Genomic DNA, 23682 nt, shown 5'->3' with positions numbered 1-23682 from the left:
CGGCCTGATCCGGTAGCAACGCATCACACCATTGACACCGAACATCACCCATATGCATACGTTACGCCCGTATGGGGTGACGGCGGCACGCCTTTCGGCGTCGGGGTTATCGCCGACCCGCCGGCCTCCAGGGTTGCGGAGCTGGTTCGCGGTGCCCTGAAGGCGTGGACGCCACTCGCACTGCCTCTGTGCTCCTCTTCACACTCTCCCCGCCTCCAGTAAGTTACTAGGACGTCCTACTATTTCTTCAGTCGGCGCCTCTGACCTTTCTGGAAGGCCCTCATGAACGATCTGCACCGCCCTGTGCACCCCGTCCGCCTGGTTACCGCTTCGGCGCTGTTCGACGGGCACGACGCGTCGATCAACATCATGCGGCGGATCTTCCAGTCCCAGGGCGCGGAGGTGATCCACCTCGGTCACAACCGGTCGGTGCGGGAGGTCGTGGACGCCACGCTGGAGGAAGACGCGCACGGTGTCGCGGTCTCGTCCTACCAGGGCGGCCATGTCGAGTACTTCGAGTACCTCGTGGAGTCGCTGCGCGAGCAGGGCGCGGAGCACGTCCGTGTCGTGGGCGGTGGGGGCGGTGTGATCGTGCCCGAGGAGATCGACCGGCTGCGCGGCAGCGGAGTGACCATCTTCTCTCCCGAGGACGGGCAGCGGTTGGGCCTGGCCGGGATGGTCAACTCGGTGGTGAAGGACTGCGACTTCGGCCTCTGGGATCGTCAGCCGGCCGATGTCGCCGCCGTGCTGGCGGGCGACCGGTTCGCGATCGCCCGCGCCATCACCGGCGCCGAACTCGGCAAGCTGCCAACGGACTTCCTGGAGCAGTTGCGCGCCGTGGCCGGGGCGCGGGTCACCCCGGTGCTCGGCATCACCGGCACCGGCGGTTCGGGCAAGTCGTCGCTCACCGACGAGCTGGTGCGCCGCTTCCGCGTGGATCAGCAGGACAAACTGCGGATCGCGGTGATCGCCGTCGACCCGACCCGCCGCCGCGGGGGAGGGGCGCTGCTCGGCGACCGCATCCGCATGAACTCCCTCGACGGCAACCGGGTGTTCTTCCGGAGTCTGGCCACCCGCGGCGGCCGTGAGCTGCCCGAGCACCTGTCCGACGTGATCGATGTGCTGAAGGCGGCCGGATTCGACCTGGTGGTCGTGGAGACGCCGGGCATCGGCCAGGGCGACGCGGCGATCGTGCCGTTCGTCGACACCTCGATGTACGTGATGACTCCCGAGTTCGGCGCCGCCTCGCAGCTGGAGAAGATCGACATGCTCGACTTCGCCGACGTCGTGGCGATCAACAAATTCGAGCGGCGCGGCGCCAAGGACGCCCTCCGTGACGTGGCCCGTCAACTGATCCGCAACCGAGAGGCGTTCACCCTGCGGCCCGAGGACATGCCGGTGTACGGCTCCTCGGCGGCCACGTTCAACGACGACGGCGTCACCGCGCTCCACCAGCACCTGAAGACCGTCCTGGCCGAGAAGGGCCTGCCGCTGTCCGAGGGCAGCCTGGCGCCGGTCGATGTGCGTCACTCCTCCGGCATCCGGCAGGTGGTTCCCGCGGAGCGGGTGCGCTACCTCGCCGAGATCAGCGAGACGGTCCGTGGCTACCACGCCGAGACCGGTCAACTGGCCGAAGCGGCAAGGCGCGTGCAGCGTCTGGAGGCGGTCACGGCCGAACTCGTGGAGGCGGGCTCCGACGCCGGGAACGTGCGGTCGCTGCTCGAGGACGCCCGCGGGCAGCTCCCGTACGACATCACGGAGCAGATCGGGAACTGGCCCGCCGTCATCGCCTCCTACTCCGGCGATGAGCAGGTCGTGAAGATCCGGGACAAGGAGATCCGTACCAAGCTGACCCGCGAGTCCCTGTCGGGCAACAAGATCCCCCGGGTCGCCCTGCCCCGCTTCACCGACCACGGGGAACTGGTGCGGTTCTGGCGCGGAGAGAACCTGCCCGGCCACTTCCCGTTCACCGCCGGGGTGTTCCCCTTCAAGCGCGACAGCGAGGACCCGGCGCGGATGTTCGCCGGCGAGGGCGACCCGTTCCGCACCAACCGGCGCTTCAAGCTGCTCTCCGAGGGCCAGCCGGCCACCCGCCTGTCCACCGCCTTCGACTCCGTCACCCTCTACGGCCGCGACCCCGACGAACGCCCCGACAACTACGGCAAGGTCGGCACATCCGGCGTCTCGGTGGCCACGCTGGAGGACATGAAGACGCTCTACGACGGCTTTGACCTCGTCGCGCCCACCACCTCGGTCTCCATGACGATCAACGGACCCGCGCCGACCATCCTGGCCTTCTTCCTCAACACCGCCGTCGACCAGCAGATCGACCGGTTCCGGGAGACCGAGGGCCGCGAACCGTCGCCCGAGGAGACGGCCGAACTCCGTGCGCACGCCCTGGGAAGCGTGCGCGGCACGGTGCAGGCCGACATCCTCAAGGAGGACCAGGGGCAGAACACCTGCCTGTTCTCCACCGAATTCAGCCTGCGGATGATGGCCGACATCCAGGAGTGGTTCATCGCCCACAAGGTCCGCAACTTCTACTCGGTGTCCATCTCCGGCTATCACATCGCCGAGGCCGGCGCGAACCCCATCAGCCAGCTGGCCTTCACCCTGGCCAATGGCTTCACCTACGTCGAGGCGTACCTCGCCCGGGGCATGGACATCGACGACTTCTCCCCGAACCTGTCGTTCTTCTTCTCCAATGGCATGGACCCCGAGTACTCCGTCCTCGGCCGGGTCGCCCGCCGCATCTGGGCCGTGGCGATGAAGGAGAAGTACGGCGCGAACGAGCGCAGTCAGAAGCTGAAGTACCACGTCCAGACCTCCGGCCGCTCGCTGCACGCCCAGGAGATGGACTTCAACGACATCCGCACCACCCTGCAGGCGCTCATCGCGATCTACGACAACTGCAACAGCCTGCACACCAACGCCTACGACGAGGCGGTCACCACCCCCACCGAGGACTCGGTCCGCCGGGCCCTGGCCATCCAGCTGATCATCAACCGGGAGTGGGGTCTGGCGATGAACGAGAACCCTCTGCAGGGGTCGTTCATCATCGACGAGCTCACCGACCTGGTGGAGGACGCCGTACTCGCGGAGTTCGAGCGGATCAGCGAGCGCGGCGGCGTACTCGGCGCCATGGAGACCGGCTACCAGCGCGGCCGTATCCAGGACGAGTCGATGCTGTACGAGCAGCGCAAGCACGACGGCACCCTGCCGATCATCGGCGTCAACACCTTCCGCGACCCGCATGCGGACACCGCCGAGCCCGACGCCATCGAGCTGGCGCGCGCCACCGAGCAGGAGAAGAAGTCCCAGCTCGCGCGCGTACGGGACTTCCAGGCCCGCCACCACGAGACGGCCCACGACGCACTGGCCGCCCTCAAGGACGCGGCGGTGACCGACCGCAATGTCTTCGCCGTCCTCATGGACGCCGCCCGGGTCTGCTCGCTGCAGCAGATCACCGACGCCTTCTTCGAGGTCGGCGGCCAGTACCGCCGCAACGTCTGACCAGCCCAGGCACACCACCTGCTCACCGGATAGGACCTCAGATGGATCCCGTTACCCGTCTCGGCGTCGTCGGCTGCGGCCTCATGGGCTCCGGCATCGCCGAAGTCGCCGCCCGCCATGGCATCGATGTCCGTGTCGCCGAAGCCACCCCGGACGCCGTCGAGGCGGGCCGCCGTCGTCTGACCGCCTCCCTCGACGGAGGCGTACGGCGTGGCAAGCTCAGCGAGGAGCAGCGGGACCAGGCCCTCGCCCGGCTCTCCTTCACCCACGACCTCAGTGACCTGACCGACCGCCAGTTCGTCATCGAGGCCGTCGCCGAGAACCGCGACATCAAGACCGACGTCCTGCGCGCCCTCGACAAGGTCGTGGCAGACCCGGCGGCGATCCTCGCCACCAACACCTCCTCGATTCCCATCGTCGACCTCGCCGTCACCACGGAACGGCCCGCCCAGCTCATCGGCATGCACTTCTTCAACCCCGTGCCCGTGCAGCAGCTGGTCGAGGTCATCCCCGCGCTCACCACCAGCCAGGAGACCGTGCAGCGCACCCGCGACCTCGTCCAGCGGCTCGGCAAGCAGACCATCCAGGCACCCGACCGCTCCGGCTTCGTCGTCAACGCCCTCCTCGTGCCCTACCTGCTGAGCGCGGTGCGCATGGTGGAATCGGGCTCGGCACGCCCGGACGACATCGACCGGGGCATGGAACTCGGCTGCGCCCACCCCATGGGGCCGCTCCGCCTGCTCGACCTCATCGGACTCGACACCGCCCAGGCGGTGGCCGAGTCGATGTACGAGGAGTTCAAGGAACCCCTGTACGCACCGCCCGCCCTGCTGCGCCGCATGGTCGCGGCAGGCCACCTCGGCCGCAAGAGCGGTCGTGGCTTCTACACCTACGATGCCTGAGACAAGGCCGTCAGCCATCCAGGGCTCGGCGCACGCCGTCTCCAGCACGCGGTGGAATGCGCGATGCGGATCGGCGCTCTCGACTGCCGTGCGGTCGGCCGACGAGCTGGGTCAGCTCGCTGTCGTGGCCGCTGCCGAGGCGATCTCGTGGTCCGGCCTTGTCAGGTGGTTGAGTACGAGGTCGTGGAGGTCGCGGCTGCGAAGCACTCCCGCGTGGTAGCGGGCGGCGAGCGGTCCGGAGACGGGCCGGCTGGTGATCAGGGGGATGGGCTGCTCGTGGCGGCCACCGTGGGAGCGGAGGGCGCCATGGAGTCCCGAGAGATCGTGGTCCCGCTTTCGGCCGCCGAGCGCGACGTGTGCCGAGGCGGTGACGGCGAGGTCGCCTATCCGGTCCTGTGGATGCTCGTACACGGTCGAGGCGTCGGCGCGGTTCCAGATCTCCTCGATGCCGGGAAGTCCGGTGAGCACCTCCCGGGCGTGGGCGTGTTCGGTCTCCGGTAGGTAGATCCAGGCGAAGGAGCCCAGAGCCCCGTGATGGCGGACGTAAGGGTCGGTGATGGGGAGGACCACGTCGTGCACTTCCACACCTGCCTGCTCCAGGATGTCGGCCAGATAGTGGACAGTGGGTGTGTCGTCGTCGGCGTGCTTGGCGTTCATGCCGTGGTCGGCGGTGATGCCGACGACGAAGCCCTCGTCGAGGTATTCGCCGAGGAGGGTGTCGAACTCGATGAGGAATCGGTCCGCGAGCTCGTCGCCGGGCGCTGCCGCGTGCTGCACGCGGTCGGTGAGGGAGACGTAGAGCAGTCGCAGATCCGGGTGGGCGCGGTGGACCGCGAGCCCGATCCGCATGGCGTAGTGGCTGGCGTTCCAGTCGTAGATGCCCGGGGGCCGGGTGCCGACGAGTTGCGGGAGGTCGGGGATGCCGTACTCGGGCAGTCCGGTCTCGTTCGCCTTCTCGACGCTCACGCTGGGGACTCCACCGTGGCCGAGGAGCCGGCGCAGTTTCTCTTTGGCGGTGACCATCAAGGTCGGCACGCCGTGCTCCGCCAGGGCGGCGTGGATGCTGGGTGCGCGGAGGAACTTCGGATCGTTCAACAGCTCGAGGGCGCCGTTCTCCAGCCGGCAGTAGTTGCCGGGGATGCCGTGGAGAGCGGGTGGGACACCGGTGACGATCGACAGGTTGTTGGGGTTGGTCAGGCTGGGCATCTCGGAGGCGCCGAGGCGGTACTGGCCGCCGTCGGCGAGCATCGCGGCCAGGCGCGGCATGATCCCGCGGTGCAGGGCGTCGTCGAGATAGTCCGGGTCGCCGCCGTCGATGGTGAAGACCACCGTCGGCTCCTGGGGGACGCGGTAGGTCCGGTCGTTGACGTTGATCGTTTCCATCATGGGGTTCCTTCTCGGGCCAGGGTGACGAACGCCTGCTCGGGACCGCTCAGGGAGCGTCCCCGGCGCAGGATGAGGCGGACGGGACGGGACGGGACGGGACGGGACGGGTCGCGGGCTCCGGGGCCAGGTGGAGTCGTGCGACCCGGCCCAGCCGCAGGGCGGCATCGGCGGCTCCGTGGGTCACGCACGCGATGCCGAGACCCGCGGCGACGGCGTGGACGATCGCCGCGGTACTGCTGAGAGCAGGATCTCCGAACGGAAATACCGCAGGGTCCGCAGCGGGCTGAGTCCCACCAGCAGCAGCACCGATCCGAATACGACGACCATGAACACCACGGATGTGGCGTAGAAGGTGCCGATCAGCTTCAGCAGGGCACCGACGGTGGCCGTACCGAGGCTCCCCGTCGTGTAGGCCATCGCGCCGAACACGCCGACCGGAGCCGCGTAGGTCACCAACCGGACGATGGTGAACAGCACTCGGGACAGACCCTCGATGCCACGGGCGATGGGGCGGGCCGGCTCGCCGATCACCGCCAGCGCGATCCCGAAGAGGACGGCGAAGAACAGGATCTGCAGCACGGCGCCCTCGGCGAAGCTGCCGACGATGTTGTCCGGGACGAGCTGCGTGAAGTAGTCCGTCCATTTCAGCGTCTGCCCGGCATCGGTGTGCTGGGCGACTTCGGCGCTCACCTTCAGCGAGTGGGCGTCCACGCCCATGCCGTCGCCCGGGCGCACCAGGTTGACCACGGCGAGACCGAGGATGAGCGCGATGGTGGTGACGACCTCGAAGTAGACGATCGACCTGAGGGCGACCTTCCCGACCTGGCACAGGTTCGCGACGGCGGCGATGCCCCCGACGACCATGCAGAAGATGATCGGCCCGAGCAGCATCGTGAGCAGGCTGACGAAGGTGTCGCCAAGGACCTCCATCGATCTGCCGAACTCGGGAGCGAGCAGGCCGGTCGCGGCTCCGAGCACCATTCCCGCCAGAACCCACACATACAACTGGCGGTACCAGCGCCGGCGGACCGGAACCCGAGCCCGTGTTCCCGGATCGGCCATATCTACCTCATCTCCACGGGGACGCGACGGGATGATGGAAGGGGTATCCGCGTCCGGATCCAGAGCCTGCGCCCGTCAACGCGACCGGCATCGAACGCCATCGGGTCGGCAGGTGAACGGCGCTGGGCGGCGGTGTGAACTGGCGATTGCCCCCATCGGGGGAACCGCTGACGAAGGACGTCGAGGAGTGTCGCGACGCATGGGATCCACGTCCACGTCCTCGTCCTCGTCGACGACGACGAGGACGTGGTGACCTGCAACCTGCCGTTCAGATCCCCATGACGAGCAGGACGATCACCAGCAGGGCGACGTAGGCGACGGAGTGCACCCGGTCCGGGACGCGGGCCGCGGCGCGGCGGGCCAGGGCGATGGTGGGCAGCGAGCCGCCGAGTAGCGCGGCGCAGGCGAGCAGGTCGATATAGCCGAGCCGTCCGGCCCGGGCATGCAGGGCGGGGGCGGCGAGGGCGTAGACGGCGCTGCCGACCACGGCGACGGGCACGCTGAGCGGGTTGGCCATCGCCGTCGCCTCGGCCATCGGCAGGCCCCGGCGGCGCAGCAGCGGCACGGTCATGACGCTGCCGCCGACGCCCAGGCAGGCGGCGACCGAGCCGATCCCGACCCCGCCCAGCGTCCTGGCCGGGCGGCTGAGCGGACGCGGCTCTCGGGCCCGCGGGACGGACAGGAAGCCCTTGCGCAGCAGGCTGTCGGCGATCGTCGCCAGCAGATACGCGGCGAACAGTACCCGCAGCGCGGTGTCGCCGATCCGGGTCGCCGCGAGGGACCCGGCCACCGCGCCGACCAGGACGAATGCGGCCATCGGCCAGATGTACTCCCGGCGCAGCCGACCCTGGCGCCACTGCGACAGGGTGGCGAAGACCGAGTTGACGACCATGACCGCCGTCGACGTCGCCACCGCCACGTGCATCGCGTCGGCGCCGGAGTGCGCCGTGACGCTCCAGAGGCCGTAGACGACGGGGACGGTGACGAAGCCGCCGCCGAACCCGAAGAGCACCGTGGTAATCCCGGTCAGGCAGCCGAAGAGAAGAAGCATGAGGTATGAGGTCAGCACTGCCACGACGCTACGGACCTGGCCATATGGCGGGCAATCGAATGATCGCCAGCAACCTTTGTCAATCCGACAGCGGAGCCGGGCCCTAGTCTGGCGGTGTGCGCAACGTCCACATCGACGAGGTCGACGCCATTGACCGTGCCGTCCTGGCCATCGGCACCGACTACCCGCCCGGCCATCTGCTGCCGTACCACGAGCACCGCCGGGCCCAGGTGCTGTACGCCGCGACCGGCGTCATGGAGCTGGCGACGGCGGAGGGCACGTGGACGGTGCCCCCCGATCGGGCGGTGCTGATCCCGGCCGGGACCCAGCACCAGGTCTCCATGCCCGGGGTCAGCACCCGCAGCCTCTACATCGAGCCCGCCGCCGTGCCATGGTTCCCCGCCCGCTGCCGGGTCGTCGAGGTCTCCGCGCTGCTGCGCGAACTCCTCCTGGCAGCCGTCGACATGCGGCCGCGCTACCCGGAGCACGGCCGCGACGCGGCCATGGTCGGCCTGCTCCTGCACGAACTGGCCGACCTGGCGCCGCTGCCCCTGGACATCCCGTTGCCCGCCGACCCGGCACTTCGGCGGCTGTGCGACGCCTTCCTGCGCCACCCCGACGTCCACGATCCGCCCGCCCGCTGGGCCGCCGCCCTGGGCATCAGCGAACGCACCCTGGGCCGGCGGTTCCGCGGCGCCACCGGGCTGAACTTCGCGCAGTGGCGGCAACGGGCCTGCGTCGTGCACTCCCTGCGGCACCTGGCCGCCGGTGCGCCGGTCACCCGGATCGCGGCCGACCTCGGCTACGACAGCCCGGCGGCGTTCACCACCGCCTTCCGCACCCTGCTGGGCCGCCCGCCGAGCGCCTACCGGGCCGCCGGATAGGCCGGGTACTCCTGTGGCGGCCAGTCGGGTGCGGGGTCCTCGGCGAGCAGTGGCCGGAGGGCGCCGACAGCCGCGCCGACGCAGACGTCGCGCAGTTGGGTGCGGGTGCAGGTCTCGTGGGTGAGCCAGTCGACGCAGAGGACCTGGACGAAGACCAGCCAGCTCTTCAGGACGCCGGACACGGCCTCACGGGCGCTCTCGTCCGCGAGTGGGAGTACGGCCAGCAGCCGCGCACGGAGCGCGTCCAGCTCGTTCGTCATGATCGTCTGGATCACCGGGTCGCCCGCCAGGACCCGGTTCGCGGCGAGGACGGCGTTGCGGTTCGCCACGAAGTAGTCGAGATGGACGTCCATGCCCTGGATGAGCTGCTCCACCAGGGAGTCGGCGGGGTCGAACCGCGTCTCGGCGAGCAGCTTGTCCGCGGCCTGCTGGTAGACGGCCGCGAAAAGGGCGTGCTTGCTGGGGAAGTGACGGTAGAGCAGGGCCCGGGAGACACCGGCCTGTTCGGCGACCTCCTCCATCAGCACATCGGCGTAGGGGCGTGCGGCGAAGAGCCGTGCGCCGACGGCGAGGAGTTGGGCGCGGCGGTCGGCGGGGGTGAGTCGCTGGCGAGGAGGCACGAACGCAGCTTAGTTGACACGAGTCAACCAGCGCGCCCAATCTAGTAGACGCGTGTCAACTAAGCTCTGCCGGGACGGCTTGGAGGGATCATGGCCAGAACTCTGCGCGTACTCACACAGCTGATGGGCTGGGCCTGCGTGACGATCGGCCTCTACCACGTGGCACTCGGCAACGCGGCGATCCCCGGCGCCGGTTCGGCCGGCCCGACGGTCGACAGCTGGGGCCGGTTCATGGGGGCCAGCTTCGTCGGCTACGGGCTGGCCTGGCTCTGGGCAACGCGGCAGCACCCGATCCCGGCTCGGGCGGTGCGGTGGCTGGCCGGCGTCTTCCTGCTGGGCGGCGTGGGCCGGCTGCTCTCGCTCGCCGTGCACGGCTGGCCGCAGTGGTTCCAGATCGCACTGGCGGTGATCGAGCTCGGCCTGCCGCCGGTCTTCCTCTGGCTGGCCGACGCGGAGGAGCGGACCCTGCGCGGCGATGTGGAGGCCGTGCCCGCCGGTCGATGAAAGCGCCTGAGCTCGCCCGGACCGTGTGAGCGCGGCCGGGCTCGCCGCCGGCACCTCCCGGTCTCCGGCGTGCCCCCGGTGCGGCAGGGGGATATCACCAGTGAAGAGCCGGGGGACAGTCGGAGCGCGGTACATCGGTGGCACCTCTAGCGTGCCGATCCATGAGTACGCCGTACCGAATGGACCGGATCAACACCACGCGCCGGAGCATGCTCGCGCTCGGCACCGCCGCGGCGGCCACGCCCTGGCTCGGCGCGGCCTCCGCCCAAGCCCGCCCTGCCATCGGAAGCCTGGACGAACTGGGCATGACCGAGCTGCGCGGGCGGATGGACGAGGGGCGGCTCGACGCGGAACGGCTGACCCGTTACTACCTGGAGCGGATCGAACGTATCGATCCACTCCTGCACGCGGTGATCGAGGTCAATCCCGACGCGCTGCGAGAGGCCCGGCGGCTGGATGCCGGGCAACATCCCCGTGGGCCCCTCCACGGCATGCCCGTTCTGCTGAAGGACCTGGTGGAGACCGCGGACCGCATGCACACAACCGCCGGATCACTCGCCCTGGAGAGCCTCCGGCCGGCAAGGGACGCCACGGTCGCGGCCAGGTTGCGCGCGGCCGGTGCCGTCATCCTCGGCAAGACCAACCTGAGCGAGTGGGCCGGTGGGATGTCGCTCACCCACCACGCCGGCTGGAGCGCCCGCGGTGGGCAGACCCGGAACCCCTACAAGCTGGATCGGTCTCCGAACGAGTCCAGCTCCGGTACGGCGGTCGCCGTCGCGGCCGACCTGTGTGTCGCCGGGATCGGTACCGAGACCAACGGTTCGATCATCGACCCCGCCTCGGCGAACTGCGTCGTCGGGGTGAAGCCGACCGTTGGACTGGTCGGGCGCGGCGGAGTGATCCCCGGCGTGCCCAGCCAGGACAGTGTCGGCCCGATCGCGCGCACGGTCCGCGACGCCGCGATCCTGCTCGGCGTCCTCGTCGGCATCGACGACCGTGATCCGGCGACCGGGGCGAGCCGTGGCCACTTCCATCGTGACTACACCCGTTTCCTGGACGCCGACGGACTGCGTGGTGCGCGGATCGGCGTACCGCGAACCGTGTACTTCGGCTACAGCGACCACGCCGACGAGATCGCGGAGCGGGCGATCGCCACGCTGCGCGCCGCCGGCGCGACCGTGGTCGACCCGGCCGACATCCCGACGGCCGAGCGGCTCGAGGACCTCCCCAGCTCGAAGGTCGTTCAGGTGTACGAGATCAAGCGGGCACTGAACGCCTATCTGGCCGGCGCCCCCGGCGACCACCCGCGCGGCCTGGCGGAGCTGATCGCGTTCAACCGCGCACACGCCGACCGCGAGCTCCGCTATGTGCGGCAGGACGGTCTGGAGGCGGTGCACCGGCTGGACTTCACCGAGAGCGAGTACCGCGAGGCGCTGGCCACCAACCACCGGCTGTCGCGTGCCGAAGGCATCGACGCGGTGCTACGGCGCTTCCGCCTCGATGCGCTGGTGATGCCGACCACCGGACCACCGGCCAAGATCGACCTGGTCCGCGGGGACAGCTACGGCGGCGGCGCGTCCACGCCCGCCGCACTCGCCGGATACCCCGCGATCAGCGTCCCGGCGGGCTTCGCCTTCGGCTTGCCGGTCGGCCTGACGTTCATGGGCACGGCGTGGAGCGAGCCGACCCTGCTCCGCCTGGCCTACGCCTACGAGCAGGCCGGCCGGGTCCGCAGAGCGCCGACATACCGTCCCGCCGACGTGGGCCTCTGACCCTGTGCGCGATGTACGGCACCGGGCCTGGCCGGGCCAGGCCAGGCGGTGGTCGCGGTCGCGGGTACGGCGGACGAGCACGAGTCCCTCGGCCCGTCCCCCGGCATGGCGGTCCCCCTGCCTCAATGGAACTCCGGAGGGCAGGTGGTGTGAGCTGCTTCCGGCAGGGCGCGGGTGATCCGGTCGCGCATCGGCCGTACCTCCTGGCCTCGGTAGGCGTCGGGAATCTGGCCTTTCCGCCGGGGGACGAGGAGCAGGAGGTGGTCCCCTGTGGCGTATGCCTCGGCGGGGTCGGCGAGGTCGAACCGTGCCGTGGCAGGGCCTGTGCTGGGCTTGAACCACCGGTCCACGGACACGGTTACCTGTATCCGGCCCTGGCCGGCGGGGCGCACCGTGGTGAGGTCGCCCTCCACGACGGCGGTCGCGCAGGCGAGAGCCTCCGGGAAGGTCTGTCCCCGGCCTGTCGCGTCGGAATCGGTTCCGGAGCCGCCGTCGGCGGTGACCGCCACGGTCACGGTGATGGTGGCGGCACACGCGGCTGCCGCAATGGCGAGTGCCACCCGGACACGCCGCTGTCCACGCCGGGGACGGGACGCCGTTGTGACGGTGCGGACCGCGGCCGGCGGGTCCGCGGGCGCCGCGGTGCGGCCCGGGCGTCCGGCCTCCTCCCCGATCAGCGCGAACGCCCGTCGCAGCCGGGCCTCCTCAGTCTCGGTCGGTTCGGTCACCGTGGATCACCTCCGTCTCGCGCAGCCGGGTGCGCAGCGCGGCCACGGCCGTGTGCAGGCGGCTTTTGACCGTGCCCTCGGGGATGTCGAGCAGCCCGTCGTCGCGCGCACCGGCCCGGTGCCAGTCCGCGGCGACGCGGGAGGCGACGACGCTGCTCCACGCGGAGGTGTCGCGGACCGCCGCGCGTGCCGGATCGGCGCGTTGTTCCAGCAGCTTCAGCCGTACCTCCTGCACCCCGTCATCGAGGTCGCCCCACGGCACCCCGCCCAGCGCCAGGATCGCCCGCACGCGTGAGACGTCCACATCCGTCCTGTCGGGCGTGCGGGTGTCGGGGGTGTGTCGTTCGGGCCGGCGGGGGTCAGTGGCGTCGGCGCGGCGCCCGATACGGCGTAGCGTACGGCGGCGTCCGGTCATGCGTTCCCTCCCTGTCCCTCCTAGGACGGAGGAGCATCCGGAAACGTTCGGCCGTGCCGGGCGATGAGCGGCCTCCCCCTCCGAGCGCGGGCATCATGAGCGCATGACGACGTGGATGCGCTGCTTGACATCATCTCGGCATGGCCCCAACTCTTCCCCGCACCGTCCGAGCCGTCGGCACCGGTCAACTCCTCGACCTGGAACAGGAGGCCGCCACATATGGCTTCAGTCAGCGCCTCCCGGTCGACTGGCTCCGGGAGCACCTCGCGGCCGAGGCGAGGCACTACCTGTTCCCGACACTCGTGCACCGGCTCCGCCACCGTCCCGAAGTGTCGCCACAGTGGAGGTGTCAGCTACTGCTGACCGTCAGCACCGGCGAACAGATCTGGGGTCTCCTCGACGTCCTTCCCGACGCCTTCGACAAGATCCCGGAGACCTTGGACACGGCGTCCAAGAAGGACGTCGTCAGCCGTATTGAGCGAGCCGTGACCCAGCGCGAGTGGGCAGAGCGGATGGCAGCCGATGCCGGTCCCGGACACATGCCACGGAACTGAGTCAGCCCCATCGCGACCCATCGTGCGCTGCCGCTCCTTCCGGCCCTGGTTCCGGCTCCGGTTCCGGGAGGTGCGCTGCCGCGCGGCGGGGGAGCAGCAGCGGGGTCGCCAGCAGGAGCACGCCGCCCAGGGCGATGGCCGTACGCGGGCCGAGCAGGCCGCCAAGCACGCCCCAGACGGCCGTCAGGAGCGCGGTCGAGGCCTTGGTCGTCACCGCCCAGGCGGACAGCGTGCGAGTGACCCGATCGGGCGCGGTGCGCTCGAGGCGGTAGGTGGCGTAGACGGGGTTGAAGACTCCGCAGCAGAAGATGAGCCCGAGCTCGACGCCCATCACCAGCAGCAGCCCGCCGGTCCCCGGCTTCACGAAGGCCAGGCCGACGGGCCAGATCGCGCGCAGTGCCCCGACCGCGACCAGGACCTGGTGCTGCCCGAACCGGGTGACGAGTGGTCGGGCCAGCCACGAACCGAGCAGCCCGCCGATCGAGGGCGCGGCGAAGACGAGGCCGTACTGCCACGGCGCGAACCCGAGTCGGCCGAGCATCAGGACGGCCAGCAGCGGCTGGGCGGCCATCACCAGGCCGTTGAACAAGGCGGTGTTGAAGAACAGCGGACGCAGCGCCGCGTCGGCGAGGATGTAACGCCAGCCGTCGAGCAGGTCCCCGGTCCTCATGCGCGCGGCCTCCCGGCGCTCCGGGCGCGGCTCGCGGCCGCCCATCGCGCGGATGCCCAGGGCCGAGAGCAGGTAGCTGACCGCGTCGGCCACCACCGTCGCCACCGGACCGAGGAGCCCGATCGCGGCGCCGCCCAGCGGCGGTCCGATGATCGTGGTCGTCCAGGCCGTGGACTCGAACCGGGCGTTGGCGACGAGCAGGTCCTCGGCCGGCAGCAGCGTCTTCAGATACGCGCCGGAGGCGGCGCGGAAGGTGATGTCGGCCGCCGCGACGACGACCGAGACCAGCAGGAGCTGGACGAAGGTGAGCGCGCCGAGCGCGAACGCGACGGGGATCGTCAGCAGCGCCGCGCACCGCACCAGGTCCGTCGTGATCAGCACCGGCCGCTTGCGGCGGAACTCCACCCACGGGCCGAGCGGCACCGCCACGGCCGCGCCCACCGCGGCCCCGACGGAGGAGAGCGCGGCGACCTCGGCCGGTCCGGCGTGCAGCACCTGGATGGCGAGCAGCGGGAAGGCGCCGAAGGCGAGCCATGTGCCGAGCGCGCTGGTCCCGTACGCCCCCCAGAGCCACCCGAACCGCCGCCCCAACCGATGTCCGAGCAGATGTCCCGGCCAGTGCCCGCTCCCCATACCCCGTCGCCCCTCGCCACTCATTCGCACAACCGATCCGCGATCGGAAGCATCAAAGCGAGCACCATATCCAGGGATCAAACAACCGCAGGACCGGTCTGCCACAACCGATGGTTGTGTCCATGGGCTGTCGGCATGGACCTCGACACCGTCCGGACCTTCGTCGCCGCCGCCGAGGCGGGGCAGTTCCAAGAGGCCGCAGCCGAGCTGGCGGTCACCCAGCAGGCCGTCTCCAAGCGCATCGCCGCGCTGGAGCGCGACCTCGGCGTGCGGCTGTTCACCCGCACCCCCCGTGGTGCCGAGCTCACCATCGACGGGCAGGCGTTCCTGCCGCACGCGCGCGAGCTGCTGCGCGTCGCCGAGCGCGCGGTCGCGTCCGTGCGCACCGGCCGCCGTCCGCTGCGCGTCGACGTGATCGCCTCGCGTGGCGCGGCGTCAGGCCTGATGCGCGGCTTCCACCGCGCGCACCCCGAGATCGACCTCGACGTGGTGATGCTGTTCGACATCGAGACGGCCGTCGCCGCCATCCGTTCCGGTGCGATCGACGCGTCCTTCCGCGCCGTCGCCGCGCCCGGGCGGCCCTTTCCCCCAGACATCGAGTCCGTCCGGGTGCTCGACGAGCCGCTCCAGCTCCTCACCGGCCCCGCCCACGCGCTGGCGGGCGCACGGTCGGTGACCGTCGCCCAGCTCGCCGGGCACCGGATCTGGATGCCCGGCATCGTCCCCGGTACCGAGTGGGCCGCCTACTACGACGACCTCGTCGCCGAGTTCGGCCTCACCATCGAGGCGACCGGCCCCAACTTCGGCTCCGACGCGCTCCTGGACACCGTCGCCGACACCCCGGCCCTGGCCACTTTCATGGGCGAGCACACCCGCCTGGTCTGGCCCACCGACCATGGCCTGCGCCGCATCCCGGTGACCGACCCGACGCCCGTCTACCCGCACTCGCTCCTCTGGCACCGCGACAACCCCCACCCGGCCCTGGCCACCCTCCGCGCCCACCTCACCACCACAGCGCCCGGCCACGACGCCGCCGGGACCTGGGCACCGGGCTGGGTGATCCCGCGCTGAACACCACCGCGTCTTCGAGCACCGCGGCCGGACCGCCGGACCGCGGCTCGGGGCAGGCGTCGCCCTCGGCGTCCGGCCGCTGGCCTGAAGGGCTCGTGGGTTCGAGTTCCCCGCGAACACGACGGCTCAACGACGGGTTCTCAGCGGTTCGGCACACGCTTCGGGTTGCCGTACCGAGCCCCAGCAAACTTCTGCAGCCCGTCGCGCAACCGTTTCGGATCGACCGCAGACGGGCTATCGGCCAGCGTGTATATGTCGAATCCGCCACCCTGATGGGGCTTTACGCTGTTCGCGGTCTGCCACTCGGCCGTAGGCTCGAATGTCTTGTTGAACCATGCTACGACGCAGCCTTTGTCGACGGAGATGCCTTCCAATGTCTCCCATCGGACCGTGAAGCTCCTGAGCTGCGACAACTTGGGCCGGTGGGTGAAGGTGATGCCGTGGTGATTGATGGTGACCACATCGGACCGGGTGTACAGCGCCTTCAGCCAGGAACTGGCGACGACGTAGCAGCCGAGGAGAAAGAAGACCGAGATCCATAGGAGGAAGGGCGTCACGACCCAGGCCGGACCATTGAAGGCGGCGTAGTAGTGGTTCAGGACGAAGTCCGTGGCGATGCCGCCGATGAAGATTCCGGCGCAGGACACGTTGACGGTCCTATCCCCCCAGGGAATTTTTTCGTACGCCTCCACGAGCTCCCGCGTGCTGTTGGTGATCGTGACGGGTTTATGCGGAACCGGATTCTTCGTCACCTTCTTGGAGGGGGGCTCCGGGAGGTCGGGAGCAGCGTCGAGCATGGCCAACGCCTCGGCGACGGTGGGGCGTCGGGTGGGATCCTTCTCCAGAAGACCAGTGATCAGAGTGGTCAGTCGGTCGGCGTTGGCAGGGGTGGGGAGCGGTTCGGTGAGAGCTGCGATGGGATTGTCCGTTGGGAACGGCAGCACGCCCTCCACCGCTTTATACAGCGTCGCGCCGAGTGAGAAGAGGTCTGCCCGGCCGTCGTTTTGCGCACCCTGAAGGCGCTCAGGGGCTATATAGCCGGGCGAGCCGATGACCAGTGCGGTGGCCGTCAATCGCGGATCGGTGTGTCCAACGGCGATCCCGAAGTCCGCGAGCAGAACCTCTCCGCTTTTCGCGAGCATCACATTGGCCGGCTTTACGTCCCGGTGCACCACGCCTGCCCGGTGGGCCGCTTCCAACGCGCGCAGCACCCCGCCGGCGACGTCGGCAGCCCGGTCGACCGTCAGTGGGCCGTGTTCCTCCAGCTCCTCCGCAAGCGAGTGACCGTCCACCAACTGCATGACTATCCAGGGGGTGTCGTCCACCTCGACTACGTCGTACACGGTGACGATATGAGGGTGATCGCGCAGCCGTGCCGCGTTGCGGGCCTCTCTCCCCGCCCGGGTCAACAATTCCACGCGTGTCTCATCCGGCAGCGAGTCGTCGAGGCGGACCTGCTTGATCGCCACGTTCACACCCAGAGCCGAGTCGTGGGCCTTCCACACTTGGCCGAACCCGCCCTCGCCTAGCCGACGGATCAGCCTGTATCGCTCGCCAATCACTGTCCGCGGCTGTGCCCCACCCGTCAACACTCCTCCGTTCGGGACCGACCTGCCCGCTCCGTCATGTGCCTCATGCACTTCGGCATGAACAGGAGACGCAGACTTCCCTCGGCCAGTTCCCTGGTGTTCAGGCCTGATCACGTCTGAACGCCAGGGTTCAAGACGCACTGTGGCATGGTGCACTTCTCACTGTGCCTCGGCCGGCCCGGGTTACCCGGACCCGCCGGACTGGATAGGTCGACGGGGCATGGCGCGGCTGCTCAGCGGAGACGTGTGGTCACGGCGTGATGGCGATCTTGCCGTGGACGTGGCGTCCGGCTTGCAGTGCCACGGCGTCACGGATCTGCTGTATCGGGAAGGTCGCGGCGATGGGCACGGTGATCCGGCCGGCGAGGATCGCGTCGGTGATCCGCTCCAGGCCGGCCGGTCCGGCTTCGCTGCCCCCGGTCGCGCGTACGCCGCCGGGAGGGTTCGGGCCCGCGGCGATCGTGGAGATCCGCTCAGGCGGTACGCCGAGCGCGAGCGCGGTCTCGGCCGTCTCGGTGCCGAACAGGTCCGTCGCGGCGGCCACGCCGTCGGGAGCCAGCATCCGCACCCGGTCCGCGAGTCCCGGACCGTACGCCACGGGCTCGGCGCCGAGCTGCCGCAGGAACTCGAATGTGCTCTGCGAGGCGGTCCCGATCACTCTGGCGCCGGCGAGTTTCGCGAGCTGTACGGCGAACACGCCCACGCCGCCGGCGGCACCGCCGACCAGGACGGTGTCACCGGACCGCGGCCCGATCGCCTCCAGGGCGGCGACGGCGGTCAGACCGGCCACCGGGAGCGTGGCGGCCACCTCGTCGCTGATGCCGTCCGGTGTGTGAAACAGCGCGTCGGGTGCCTGAGCCGGAGTCTTCATGACCAGGAAGTCGGCGGCAGCCTTCCCCATCGCGCCTCCGTAGACGCGATCACCCACGGCGAAACCGCCGACGCCGGCTCCGACTTCGTCGATGACGCCGGCGAAGTCGTACCCGAAGCCCGACGGCACGGTGACGCCGAACATCGCCGCTGTCTCGGGGGTCGAGGAGATGATCCAGTCCATCGGGTTCAGGCCGGCGGCTGTTACGCGGACGCGCACCTCGCCCGGGCCGGCGTGCGGCTCCGGAGCGTCTCGCAGTTCCAGTACCTCGGGGCCTCCGAACGTCTGGTAGACGACGGCTCGGCTCATGGGCGGACCTCCAACGGGACAGACGATCGGGTGATAGGACTTGGTCCCATCACCGTAACATGAGTGACGGGACCAAGTGCCGTACACTGTTCTCATGGCTCGCTGGCAACCCAACGCACCGGAACGACTCACTGTCGCCGCCCTCGAACTGTTCGAGGAGCGGGGCTACGAGAGCACGACAGTGATCGAGATCGCGGAGCGCGCGGGGCTGACGAAGAGCACCTTCTTCCGGCACTTCCAGGACAAGCGGGAAGTGCTCTTCGGAGGGGGCGCGATGGCCGGACTGCTCGCCGAAGGGATTGCCGGGGCTCCGGCGGCCGCCACGCCGTTCGAGGCGCTGGTACATGCTCTGGACGCGGTCGGGAGGGAAGCCTTCCACCCCGCTCGCCGTGAAGTGAGCGCCCGCAGGCGGGCAGTGATCGCCGCCAATCCGGAACTGCGGGAACGCGAGGCGCTGAAGGGCCTCGGTCTCACCGCGTCGATGACCGACGCGCTCAAGCGGCGCGGCGTTCCCGAACTGACCTCGTGCGTGGCCGCGGAACTGGGCGCGCTCGCGCTGAAGATCGCCTATGAGCGCTGGAGCGACACGATCGACGGCGACGACTTCGGTGACGTCGCGCGCCGGACCCTCTGCGATGTGCGGGCGGCCAGTGCCTTGTGCTGACGCGGACAGAGCCGGTGTGGTGAACGGCTCGACGGCCGCAACCCCAGCACCTCATGCCCCAGCACCCCATGCCCCAGTACGGCGCGTCCGACCGGTGGTATGAGGGTCCCCGGCGGTCTCAGCCGGACACCGCGCGCAGCGCCCCGGACCGGCGGCCCGTCAGCCGGTCCAGCGCGGCGGCGGAGGCGCCGTCGGCGGGGATGTGCACCACCAAGCGCTGATCGTCGTCGGCGGGCAGCTCCAACGTCTCGTAGGCCAGGCGGAGTTCCCCCTCCCCGGGATGGATGAGACGCAGGACGCCGTTCGCCCTCGGCAGACCGGGCAGGGTCGTCACCCGCTCGGCGAAGTCCGGACCGGCGGTCACGGTCAGCTCGTCGGCGACCGCCGCGATATGGGGGTCCGCGCGGAACGGCCCCTGCTTGAGTGCGGCCACCTGGTCATCGGCGACCCGGTCCCAGTCGGGGTAGGCGGTGCGTGCCCGCGGGTCGGTGAAGACGTAGCGGACGAGGCTGGGCGGGCCGCCGTCCGGATCGTGGGCATCGAGGAGCCCCAGCGGCCGGGTGAGCCGTTCGTACGCCTCCGTCCAGGCCAGGAGTTCGCCCAGCCCGTTGCGCAGAACGGCCGGGGCGGGCTCGAGACGGTCCAGCAGCGCCCGCACAGTGGGCCGCACCGTACGGCCGGGCACCGCCCCGCCCCGGCAGGTGAACCCGCCCTCGGCGCCCTTGGAGAGCCGGTGCAGATGGACCCGCTCGCTCGCGGTCAGCCGCAGCGCGTCGGCGAGCGCGGAGAGCACGGGCGCGGACGGTCTGCGGTCGCGCCCCTGCTCCAGCCGGGTCACATACTCCACGCTGACCCCGGCGAGCATGGCCAGCTCGGCCCGGCGCAGCCCCGGCGTCCGGCGGCGCGGCCCGGTGGGCAGCCCCACGTCGGCGGGGGCTACGGCCTCGCGGCGGCTGCGGAGGAAGAGCCCCAGCTCGTTGTCGCTCACGCGGTGAACGTAACAGCCGCGCCGGTGCGGATCGTGGCCGTGCCACTACCAGTCTCGGCCCGGCCTTCCTGGCACGCGGTGGCCCCGGCAGATTCGAAGGCGATCCAACGGACCCCAGCACAAGGAAAGGTGCTGAACAACCATGCCCATGGAGCCCCGGAACGGTGGACCCCTCAACCTCGCGGTGATCATCGGCAGCGTCCGGGAGGGCCGCTTCGGCCCGGTGGTCGCGAAGTGGTTCGCGGAACGGGCCGAGGAGTACGGCCACTTCACGGTGAACCTCGTCGATCTCGCCGACACCGCCCTGCCACTGGCCCTCCCGGCGGTGCCGCCCGCCCTCGAACCCCGTATGGCCCGCCCCGCCGGAATGGCGGACCTCACCAGGCGGCTCGAGCGGGCCGACGCGGTGGTCGTGGTGACGCCCGACTACAACCGCAGCTTCCCCGCCTCCCTGAAGGCCGCGATCGACTGGCACTACACGGAGTGGGAGGCCAAGCCGATCGGCTTCGTCGGCTACAGCGGAGCCAGCGGCGGCCTGCTCGCCATCGAGCAGCTCCGCCAGGTCTTCGCCGAACTCCAGGCCCACACGGTGCGCAACGTCGTGACGTTCCCCCGCTACTACGAGCTCTTCGGCCCGCAGGGCGAGCTACGGGACCCGGAGGGCCCGAACGGCGCCGCGAAGGCGATGCTCGACGAGCTGCTGTGGTGGGGCGAACTCCTCGACGAGGCACGTCGCACCCGGGCCGAGACCGCCTGAGCGCCCGCCCGCGCCGAGCTCAACCGTCCAGCAGCTTGACCATGTCATCGATCACGCCTTCGTTCGTGAACCGTGCCAGCCATGTGGCGAACCGCGGGCCGAACGCGCACATGGCCGCCTTGCCGATGGCCGCTTCCTCGTCCTCGTCGGGCGGGGTGAGACCGAAGTTCCGTTCCAGCCACATCAGGTATTCCTGACGTGCCGGGAAGAGCTCGTCGAGGTCCTCGTCCTCGTAGGCGACGTCGCGTTCGACGGGGAGCAGCCGGAGCAGCTCTCGCAGGTTGCGCGCATGGACCCACACATCGCCCTCGTCGCCGAGGAATACGACGGGAAGGTCCGCGAGGTCGGCCCGGTCGTCGAACCGCCACAGCGCGTAGCCCGAACCACTGCCGGTGGCGCGTGCGAAGGGGATCAGCTGGTCGAAGAACTCGGCGCGGCTGGGGTTCTTCGGATCTTGCAGCCAGCCCTTGAGTTCGTTCTTGTCGTCGTAGTCGAGCAGCTCGAAGCCATCCGCGTAGCTGTGCGTCCCGAACTGATCATTGAACTCCCGGAGGAGATTGAGCTCCGGGATGGGCGAGTACACGCTGTTCATGAAGGGCCACCGTGACGGAGAGGCGGGGTCGTGTGATCGCATCGTATTGCCGCCGGTGTGCGCGCGGGACTCGGATGCGGCAACAACCCGGTCACCTGCCGGAGATCACCCTCGCTTCCCGCCCTCCTTCTCCCGCACCTTCTCCCGCACCTTCTCCACGACCGTGTCCTCCGGCTCCACCGGCCGTCCGTCCGCCGCCTCAATCCGCACCGGGCGCAACGGGCGGCCGGTCCGGCGGTCCAGCAGGCGGGAGTGGTCCTCGCCGGGGGTGAAGCACTGCTCCTCGCCCCACTGGCGCAGAGCGACGATCACCGGGAACAAGGCGCGGCCCTTGTCCGTGAGGAGGTATTCGCGGTGGGACCCGCCGTCCGGGGCGGGCTCGCCGCGCAGCACTCCGGCCTCCTCCAGTGTGCGCAGCCGCGCCGCCAGGATGTTCTTGGCGATGCCGAGACTGCGTTGGAACTCGCCGAAGCGGCGGCTGCCGTCGAAGGCGTCCCGCACGATCAGCAGCGACCACCAGTCGCCGATGGCGTTCACCGTCCGGGCGACGGGACAGGGGTCGGCGTCGAAACGGGTGCGGGCGACCATCCGTGGCTCCTCTCCTCCAGCTCCCCGGACCCCTTCCAGGGATGGTTGCAACATGCTACCTCGCGCGGCTACTGTCGCGACGGTAGCAAGATGCAACCGAGGCAAGATGCAACCGAGTGGAAGGTGTGTCGGTATGGCGATCGAGTGCTCCGGTGCGGTCGGTGGGTGCGGCGGGACCGGCGGCCGCCGGGCGCCTGCCACGGCTTCGGCGTCGGACGCGTCCCCGCCCGCCAGGCTCGTGCCCCTGCTCGCCCTCGCCTGCGGCAGCTCCGTCGCCACCGTCTACTTCGCCCAGCCCCTGCTGGTGACCCTCGGTGAGCGGTTCGCGCTCGGCTCGGGGCTGCTCGGTGTGATCGTCGCCGTGACTCAACTCGGCTATGCGGCGGGCCTGTTGACGCTTGTGCCGCTCGGCGACCGGCTCGACCGCCGACGGCTGGTCACCGGTCAGCTCGGGCTGCTGGCACTGGCGCTGCTGGCCGCCGGGCTGGCGCCGGGCGTGGCGGCGCTGCTCGGCGCGCTCGCCGTGGTCGGGCTGCTCGCCGTCGTCGCCCAGACGATGGTCGCGGCGGCTGCCGCCCTGACCCCGCCCGCCCGGCGCGGCCGTGCCGTCGGGACGGTCACCGGCGGTATCGTCACCGGAATTCTGCTGGCCCGCGCCGCCGCCGGCGTCCTCGCCGACCTCGCCGGCTGGCGGGCGGTCTACCTGGCGTCCGCGGGCGTCACCGCCGTCCTCGCCTTGTCTCTGCGTCGTGTTCTGCCTCCGGGCGCGCCGTCCGCCGGGGTGCGCGAGGTGTCGTACGGACGACTGGTGGCCTCGACCGTCACCCTGTTCGTCCGCCATCCGCTGCTGCGGATCCGGGGCGCGCTCGCCCTGCTGGTGTTCGCGGCCTTCAGCACGCTGTGGAGCGGCGTGGCGCAGCCCCTGAGCGGTCCGCCCTGGTCGCTGTCGCACACCGCGATCGGAGCGTTCGGGCTCGCCGGGGCGGCCGGGGCGGTCGCTGCCGGAGTGGCCGGGCGCTGGAACGACCGGGGGTTCGCCGAGCGCACGACCGGTGTCGGCCTCGCCCTGCTGGCGCTTTCCTGGCTCCCGATCGCCCTGACCCGGCAATCGCTGTGGGCGCTGGCGATCGGCGCCGTCCTGCTGGACTTCGCCGTGCAGGCCGTCCACGTCACCAACCAGACCCTGATCCACGCGGTCCGGCCCGACGCGGGCAGCAGGATCATCGGCGGCTACATGGTGTTCTACTCGGCGGGCAGCAGCCTCGGTGCCCTCGGCTCCTCCCTCGCCTACGCGACGGCGGGCTGGCCCGCCGTGACAGTTCTCGGCGCGTCATTCAGCCTCGCCGCCCTGCTCCTGTGGGCGACGACCCGCCGTATGAGGCTGCCCGGTGACAACTCGGCGGTTGAGCGGCCGAACTCGGCTTCGCAACCGGGTGGCCGTAGCACACTGAAGCACCCCGGCGAGCGGAGTGCGGATGTCAACCGACCGGCAGGCCATGGACCTTGAGGCCTACGCGGCTCGCACGCGGAGCGGACCGTGCTTCGTCTGCGCGTTCCTG

At 70.4% G+C, this 23682-nt stretch carries 22 protein-coding genes; 10 read left to right on the top strand and 12 right to left on the bottom strand.

The features are described from left to right. The first annotated feature begins 282 nt into the window (after window positions 1–282). Both icmF and JK364_RS01050 read left to right on the top strand, forming a co-directional pair. Window positions 283–3513: a fused isobutyryl-CoA mutase/GTPase IcmF gene (icmF, locus tag JK364_RS01055; RefSeq protein WP_201846512.1), complete on the top strand. Its 3231-nt coding sequence runs from the start codon at window positions 283–285 to the stop codon at window positions 3511–3513. A 41-nt stretch (window positions 3514–3554) separates the two neighbouring features. Further along, window positions 3555–4415, top strand: a complete 861-nt coding sequence (locus JK364_RS01050) for a 3-hydroxybutyryl-CoA dehydrogenase (protein ID WP_201846511.1) — start codon at window positions 3555–3557, stop codon at window positions 4413–4415. 111 nt (window positions 4416–4526) lie between these two features. Here the strand turns inward: JK364_RS01050 and JK364_RS01045 are convergent, their stop codons facing one another. The 3 genes from JK364_RS01045 to JK364_RS01035 form a co-directional block, all read right to left on the bottom strand. Beyond that, entirely contained in the window at window positions 4527–5801 is a 1275-nt protein-coding gene (locus JK364_RS01045) for an alkaline phosphatase family protein (RefSeq protein ID WP_201846510.1), read from the bottom strand. Between the two features lie 180 nt (window positions 5802–5981). Beyond that, on the bottom strand, window positions 5982–6863 hold the full coding sequence (locus JK364_RS01040) for a cation:dicarboxylate symporter family transporter (protein ID WP_201846509.1): 882 nt from the start codon (window positions 6861–6863) through the stop codon (window positions 5982–5984). Window positions 6864–7131: 268 nt separating this feature from the next. Continuing rightward, window positions 7132–7932, bottom strand: a complete 801-nt coding sequence (locus JK364_RS01035) for a sulfite exporter TauE/SafE family protein (RefSeq protein ID WP_201846508.1) — start codon at window positions 7930–7932, stop codon at window positions 7132–7134. A gap of 98 nt (window positions 7933–8030) precedes the next feature. Here JK364_RS01035 and JK364_RS01030 point away from each other — a divergent pair, with 98 nt between their 5' ends. Next, window positions 8031–8798: an AraC family transcriptional regulator gene (locus JK364_RS01030; protein ID WP_201846506.1), complete on the top strand. Its 768-nt coding sequence runs from the start codon at window positions 8031–8033 to the stop codon at window positions 8796–8798. On the opposite strand, the gene JK364_RS01025 is transcribed toward JK364_RS01030, so the two are convergent. Next, window positions 8780–9418 (bottom strand): TetR/AcrR family transcriptional regulator, encoded by a 639-nt coding sequence (locus tag JK364_RS01025; protein WP_201846503.1) that lies wholly within the window; start codon window positions 9416–9418, stop codon window positions 8780–8782. The genes JK364_RS01030 and JK364_RS01025 overlap by 19 nt on opposite strands. A 90-nt stretch (window positions 9419–9508) precedes the next feature. Here JK364_RS01025 and JK364_RS01020 point away from each other — a divergent pair, with 90 nt between their 5' ends. Both JK364_RS01020 and JK364_RS01015 read left to right on the top strand, forming a co-directional pair. After that, window positions 9509–9922, top strand: a complete 414-nt coding sequence (locus tag JK364_RS01020) for a DUF4345 domain-containing protein (RefSeq protein WP_201846501.1) — start codon at window positions 9509–9511, stop codon at window positions 9920–9922. 179 nt (window positions 9923–10101) lie between these two features. Further along, the gene (locus JK364_RS01015) at window positions 10102–11694 is read left to right on the top strand and encodes an amidase (RefSeq protein ID WP_201848805.1); all 1593 of its coding nucleotides are present in this window, start codon (window positions 10102–10104) and stop codon (window positions 11692–11694) included. Between the two features lie 122 nt (window positions 11695–11816). Here the strand turns inward: JK364_RS01015 and JK364_RS01010 are convergent, their stop codons facing one another. Together JK364_RS01010 and JK364_RS01005 are read right to left on the bottom strand one after the other, a co-directional pair. Beyond that, the gene (locus tag JK364_RS01010) at window positions 11817–12422 is read right to left on the bottom strand and encodes a hypothetical protein (protein WP_201846499.1); all 606 of its coding nucleotides are present in this window, start codon (window positions 12420–12422) and stop codon (window positions 11817–11819) included. After that, the gene (locus tag JK364_RS01005; RefSeq protein WP_230991248.1) at window positions 12400–12837 is read right to left on the bottom strand and encodes an RNA polymerase subunit sigma-70; all 438 of its coding nucleotides are present in this window, start codon (window positions 12835–12837) and stop codon (window positions 12400–12402) included. The genes JK364_RS01010 and JK364_RS01005 overlap by 23 nt, the downstream gene beginning before the upstream one ends. A 140-nt stretch (window positions 12838–12977) precedes the next feature. Between JK364_RS01005 and JK364_RS01000 the strand changes: the two genes are divergently transcribed. Continuing rightward, the gene (locus tag JK364_RS01000) at window positions 12978–13391 is read left to right on the top strand and encodes a hypothetical protein (RefSeq protein ID WP_201846497.1); all 414 of its coding nucleotides are present in this window, start codon (window positions 12978–12980) and stop codon (window positions 13389–13391) included. A gap of 1 nt (window position 13392) precedes the next feature. Here JK364_RS01000 and JK364_RS00995 read toward each other — a convergent pair whose 3' ends face one another. Next, window positions 13393–14694 carry an MFS transporter gene (locus JK364_RS00995; RefSeq protein ID WP_201846495.1) on the bottom strand — a complete coding sequence of 434 codons (1302 nt, stop codon included), beginning with the start codon at window positions 14692–14694 and terminating at the stop codon, window positions 13393–13395. A 135-nt stretch (window positions 14695–14829) separates the two neighbouring features. Between JK364_RS00995 and JK364_RS00990 the strand changes: the two genes are divergently transcribed. After that, the gene (locus JK364_RS00990; protein WP_201846493.1) at window positions 14830–15765 is read left to right on the top strand and encodes a LysR family transcriptional regulator; all 936 of its coding nucleotides are present in this window, start codon (window positions 14830–14832) and stop codon (window positions 15763–15765) included. A gap of 140 nt (window positions 15766–15905) precedes the next feature. Here the strand turns inward: JK364_RS00990 and JK364_RS00985 are convergent, their stop codons facing one another. Both JK364_RS00985 and JK364_RS00980 read right to left on the bottom strand, forming a co-directional pair. Beyond that, the gene (locus JK364_RS00985) at window positions 15906–17327 is read right to left on the bottom strand and encodes a serine/threonine-protein kinase (protein ID WP_201846491.1); all 1422 of its coding nucleotides are present in this window, start codon (window positions 17325–17327) and stop codon (window positions 15906–15908) included. Between the two features lie 277 nt (window positions 17328–17604). Then, window positions 17605–18534 (bottom strand): NADP-dependent oxidoreductase, encoded by a 930-nt coding sequence (locus JK364_RS00980; protein WP_201846489.1) that lies wholly within the window; start codon window positions 18532–18534, stop codon window positions 17605–17607. 94 nt (window positions 18535–18628) lie between these two features. Between JK364_RS00980 and JK364_RS00975 the strand changes: the two genes are divergently transcribed. Further along, the gene (locus tag JK364_RS00975; RefSeq protein WP_201846487.1) at window positions 18629–19198 is read left to right on the top strand and encodes a TetR/AcrR family transcriptional regulator; all 570 of its coding nucleotides are present in this window, start codon (window positions 18629–18631) and stop codon (window positions 19196–19198) included. Window positions 19199–19316: 118 nt separating this feature from the next. On the opposite strand, the gene JK364_RS00970 is transcribed toward JK364_RS00975, so the two are convergent. After that, on the bottom strand, window positions 19317–20186 hold the full coding sequence (locus JK364_RS00970; RefSeq protein WP_201846484.1) for a helix-turn-helix domain-containing protein: 870 nt from the start codon (window positions 20184–20186) through the stop codon (window positions 19317–19319). Between the two features lie 148 nt (window positions 20187–20334). Here JK364_RS00970 and JK364_RS00965 point away from each other — a divergent pair, with 148 nt between their 5' ends. Continuing rightward, on the top strand, window positions 20335–20943 hold the full coding sequence (locus JK364_RS00965) for an NADPH-dependent FMN reductase (protein WP_201848801.1): 609 nt from the start codon (window positions 20335–20337) through the stop codon (window positions 20941–20943). A 19-nt stretch (window positions 20944–20962) separates the two neighbouring features. Here the strand turns inward: JK364_RS00965 and JK364_RS00960 are convergent, their stop codons facing one another. Together JK364_RS00960 and JK364_RS00955 are read right to left on the bottom strand one after the other, a co-directional pair. Next, window positions 20963–21535 carry a hypothetical protein gene (locus JK364_RS00960; protein WP_201846482.1) on the bottom strand — a complete coding sequence of 191 codons (573 nt, stop codon included), beginning with the start codon at window positions 21533–21535 and terminating at the stop codon, window positions 20963–20965. A gap of 105 nt (window positions 21536–21640) precedes the next feature. Next, complete coding sequence (locus tag JK364_RS00955; protein ID WP_201846480.1) at window positions 21641–22123, bottom strand: winged helix-turn-helix transcriptional regulator; 483 nt, start codon at window positions 22121–22123, stop codon at window positions 21641–21643. A 133-nt stretch (window positions 22124–22256) separates the two neighbouring features. On the opposite strand from JK364_RS00955, the gene JK364_RS00950 reads away from it, so the two are divergent. Continuing rightward, a complete protein-coding gene (locus JK364_RS00950) occupies window positions 22257–23630 on the top strand; it encodes an MFS transporter (RefSeq protein WP_230991246.1) in 1374 nt (457 codons plus the stop codon). Window positions 23631–23682: the final 52 nt, after the last annotated feature.

It is taken from the genome of Streptomyces endocoffeicus (genome assembly GCF_016741935.1).
GTDB classification, from domain to species: Bacteria; Actinomycetota; Actinomycetes; order Streptomycetales; family Streptomycetaceae; genus Streptomyces; species Streptomyces endocoffeicus.
The sequence above is the reverse complement of the archived record's forward strand: the minus strand, read 5'-3'. Positions and strand labels throughout refer to the sequence as shown.

Coding starts and splice junctions, on each gene's coding strand:
- JK364_RS00950 (WP_230991246.1), top strand. CDS start 22,257: ATGGCGATCGAGTGCTCCGGTGCGGTCGGTGGGTGCGGCGGGACCGGC.
- JK364_RS01050 (WP_201846511.1), top strand. CDS start 3,555: ATGGATCCCGTTACCCGTCTCGGCGTCGTCGGCTGCGGCCTCATGGGC.
- JK364_RS01045 (WP_201846510.1), bottom strand. CDS start 5,801: ATGATGGAAACGATCAACGTCAACGACCGGACCTACCGCGTCCCCCAG.
- icmF (WP_201846512.1), top strand. CDS start 283: ATGAACGATCTGCACCGCCCTGTGCACCCCGTCCGCCTGGTTACCGCT.
- JK364_RS01005 (WP_230991248.1), bottom strand. CDS start 12,837: ATGACCGGACGCCGCCGTACGCTACGCCGTATCGGGCGCCGCGCCGAC.
- JK364_RS00980 (WP_201846489.1), bottom strand. CDS start 18,534: ATGAGCCGAGCCGTCGTCTACCAGACGTTCGGAGGCCCCGAGGTACTG.
- JK364_RS01020 (WP_201846501.1), top strand. CDS start 9,509: ATGGCCAGAACTCTGCGCGTACTCACACAGCTGATGGGCTGGGCCTGC.
- JK364_RS01000 (WP_201846497.1), top strand. CDS start 12,978: ATGGCCCCAACTCTTCCCCGCACCGTCCGAGCCGTCGGCACCGGTCAA.
- JK364_RS00960 (WP_201846482.1), bottom strand. CDS start 21,535: ATGAACAGCGTGTACTCGCCCATCCCGGAGCTCAATCTCCTCCGGGAG.
- JK364_RS01040 (WP_201846509.1), bottom strand. CDS start 6,863: ATGGCCGATCCGGGAACACGGGCTCGGGTTCCGGTCCGCCGGCGCTGG.
- JK364_RS00975 (WP_201846487.1), top strand. CDS start 18,629: ATGGCTCGCTGGCAACCCAACGCACCGGAACGACTCACTGTCGCCGCC.
- JK364_RS01015 (WP_201848805.1), top strand. CDS start 10,102: ATGGACCGGATCAACACCACGCGCCGGAGCATGCTCGCGCTCGGCACC.
- JK364_RS00965 (WP_201848801.1), top strand. CDS start 20,335: ATGGAGCCCCGGAACGGTGGACCCCTCAACCTCGCGGTGATCATCGGC.
- JK364_RS00955 (WP_201846480.1), bottom strand. CDS start 22,123: ATGGTCGCCCGCACCCGTTTCGACGCCGACCCCTGTCCCGTCGCCCGG.
- JK364_RS00995 (WP_201846495.1), bottom strand. CDS start 14,694: ATGGGGAGCGGGCACTGGCCGGGACATCTGCTCGGACATCGGTTGGGG.
- JK364_RS00990 (WP_201846493.1), top strand. CDS start 14,830: ATGGACCTCGACACCGTCCGGACCTTCGTCGCCGCCGCCGAGGCGGGG.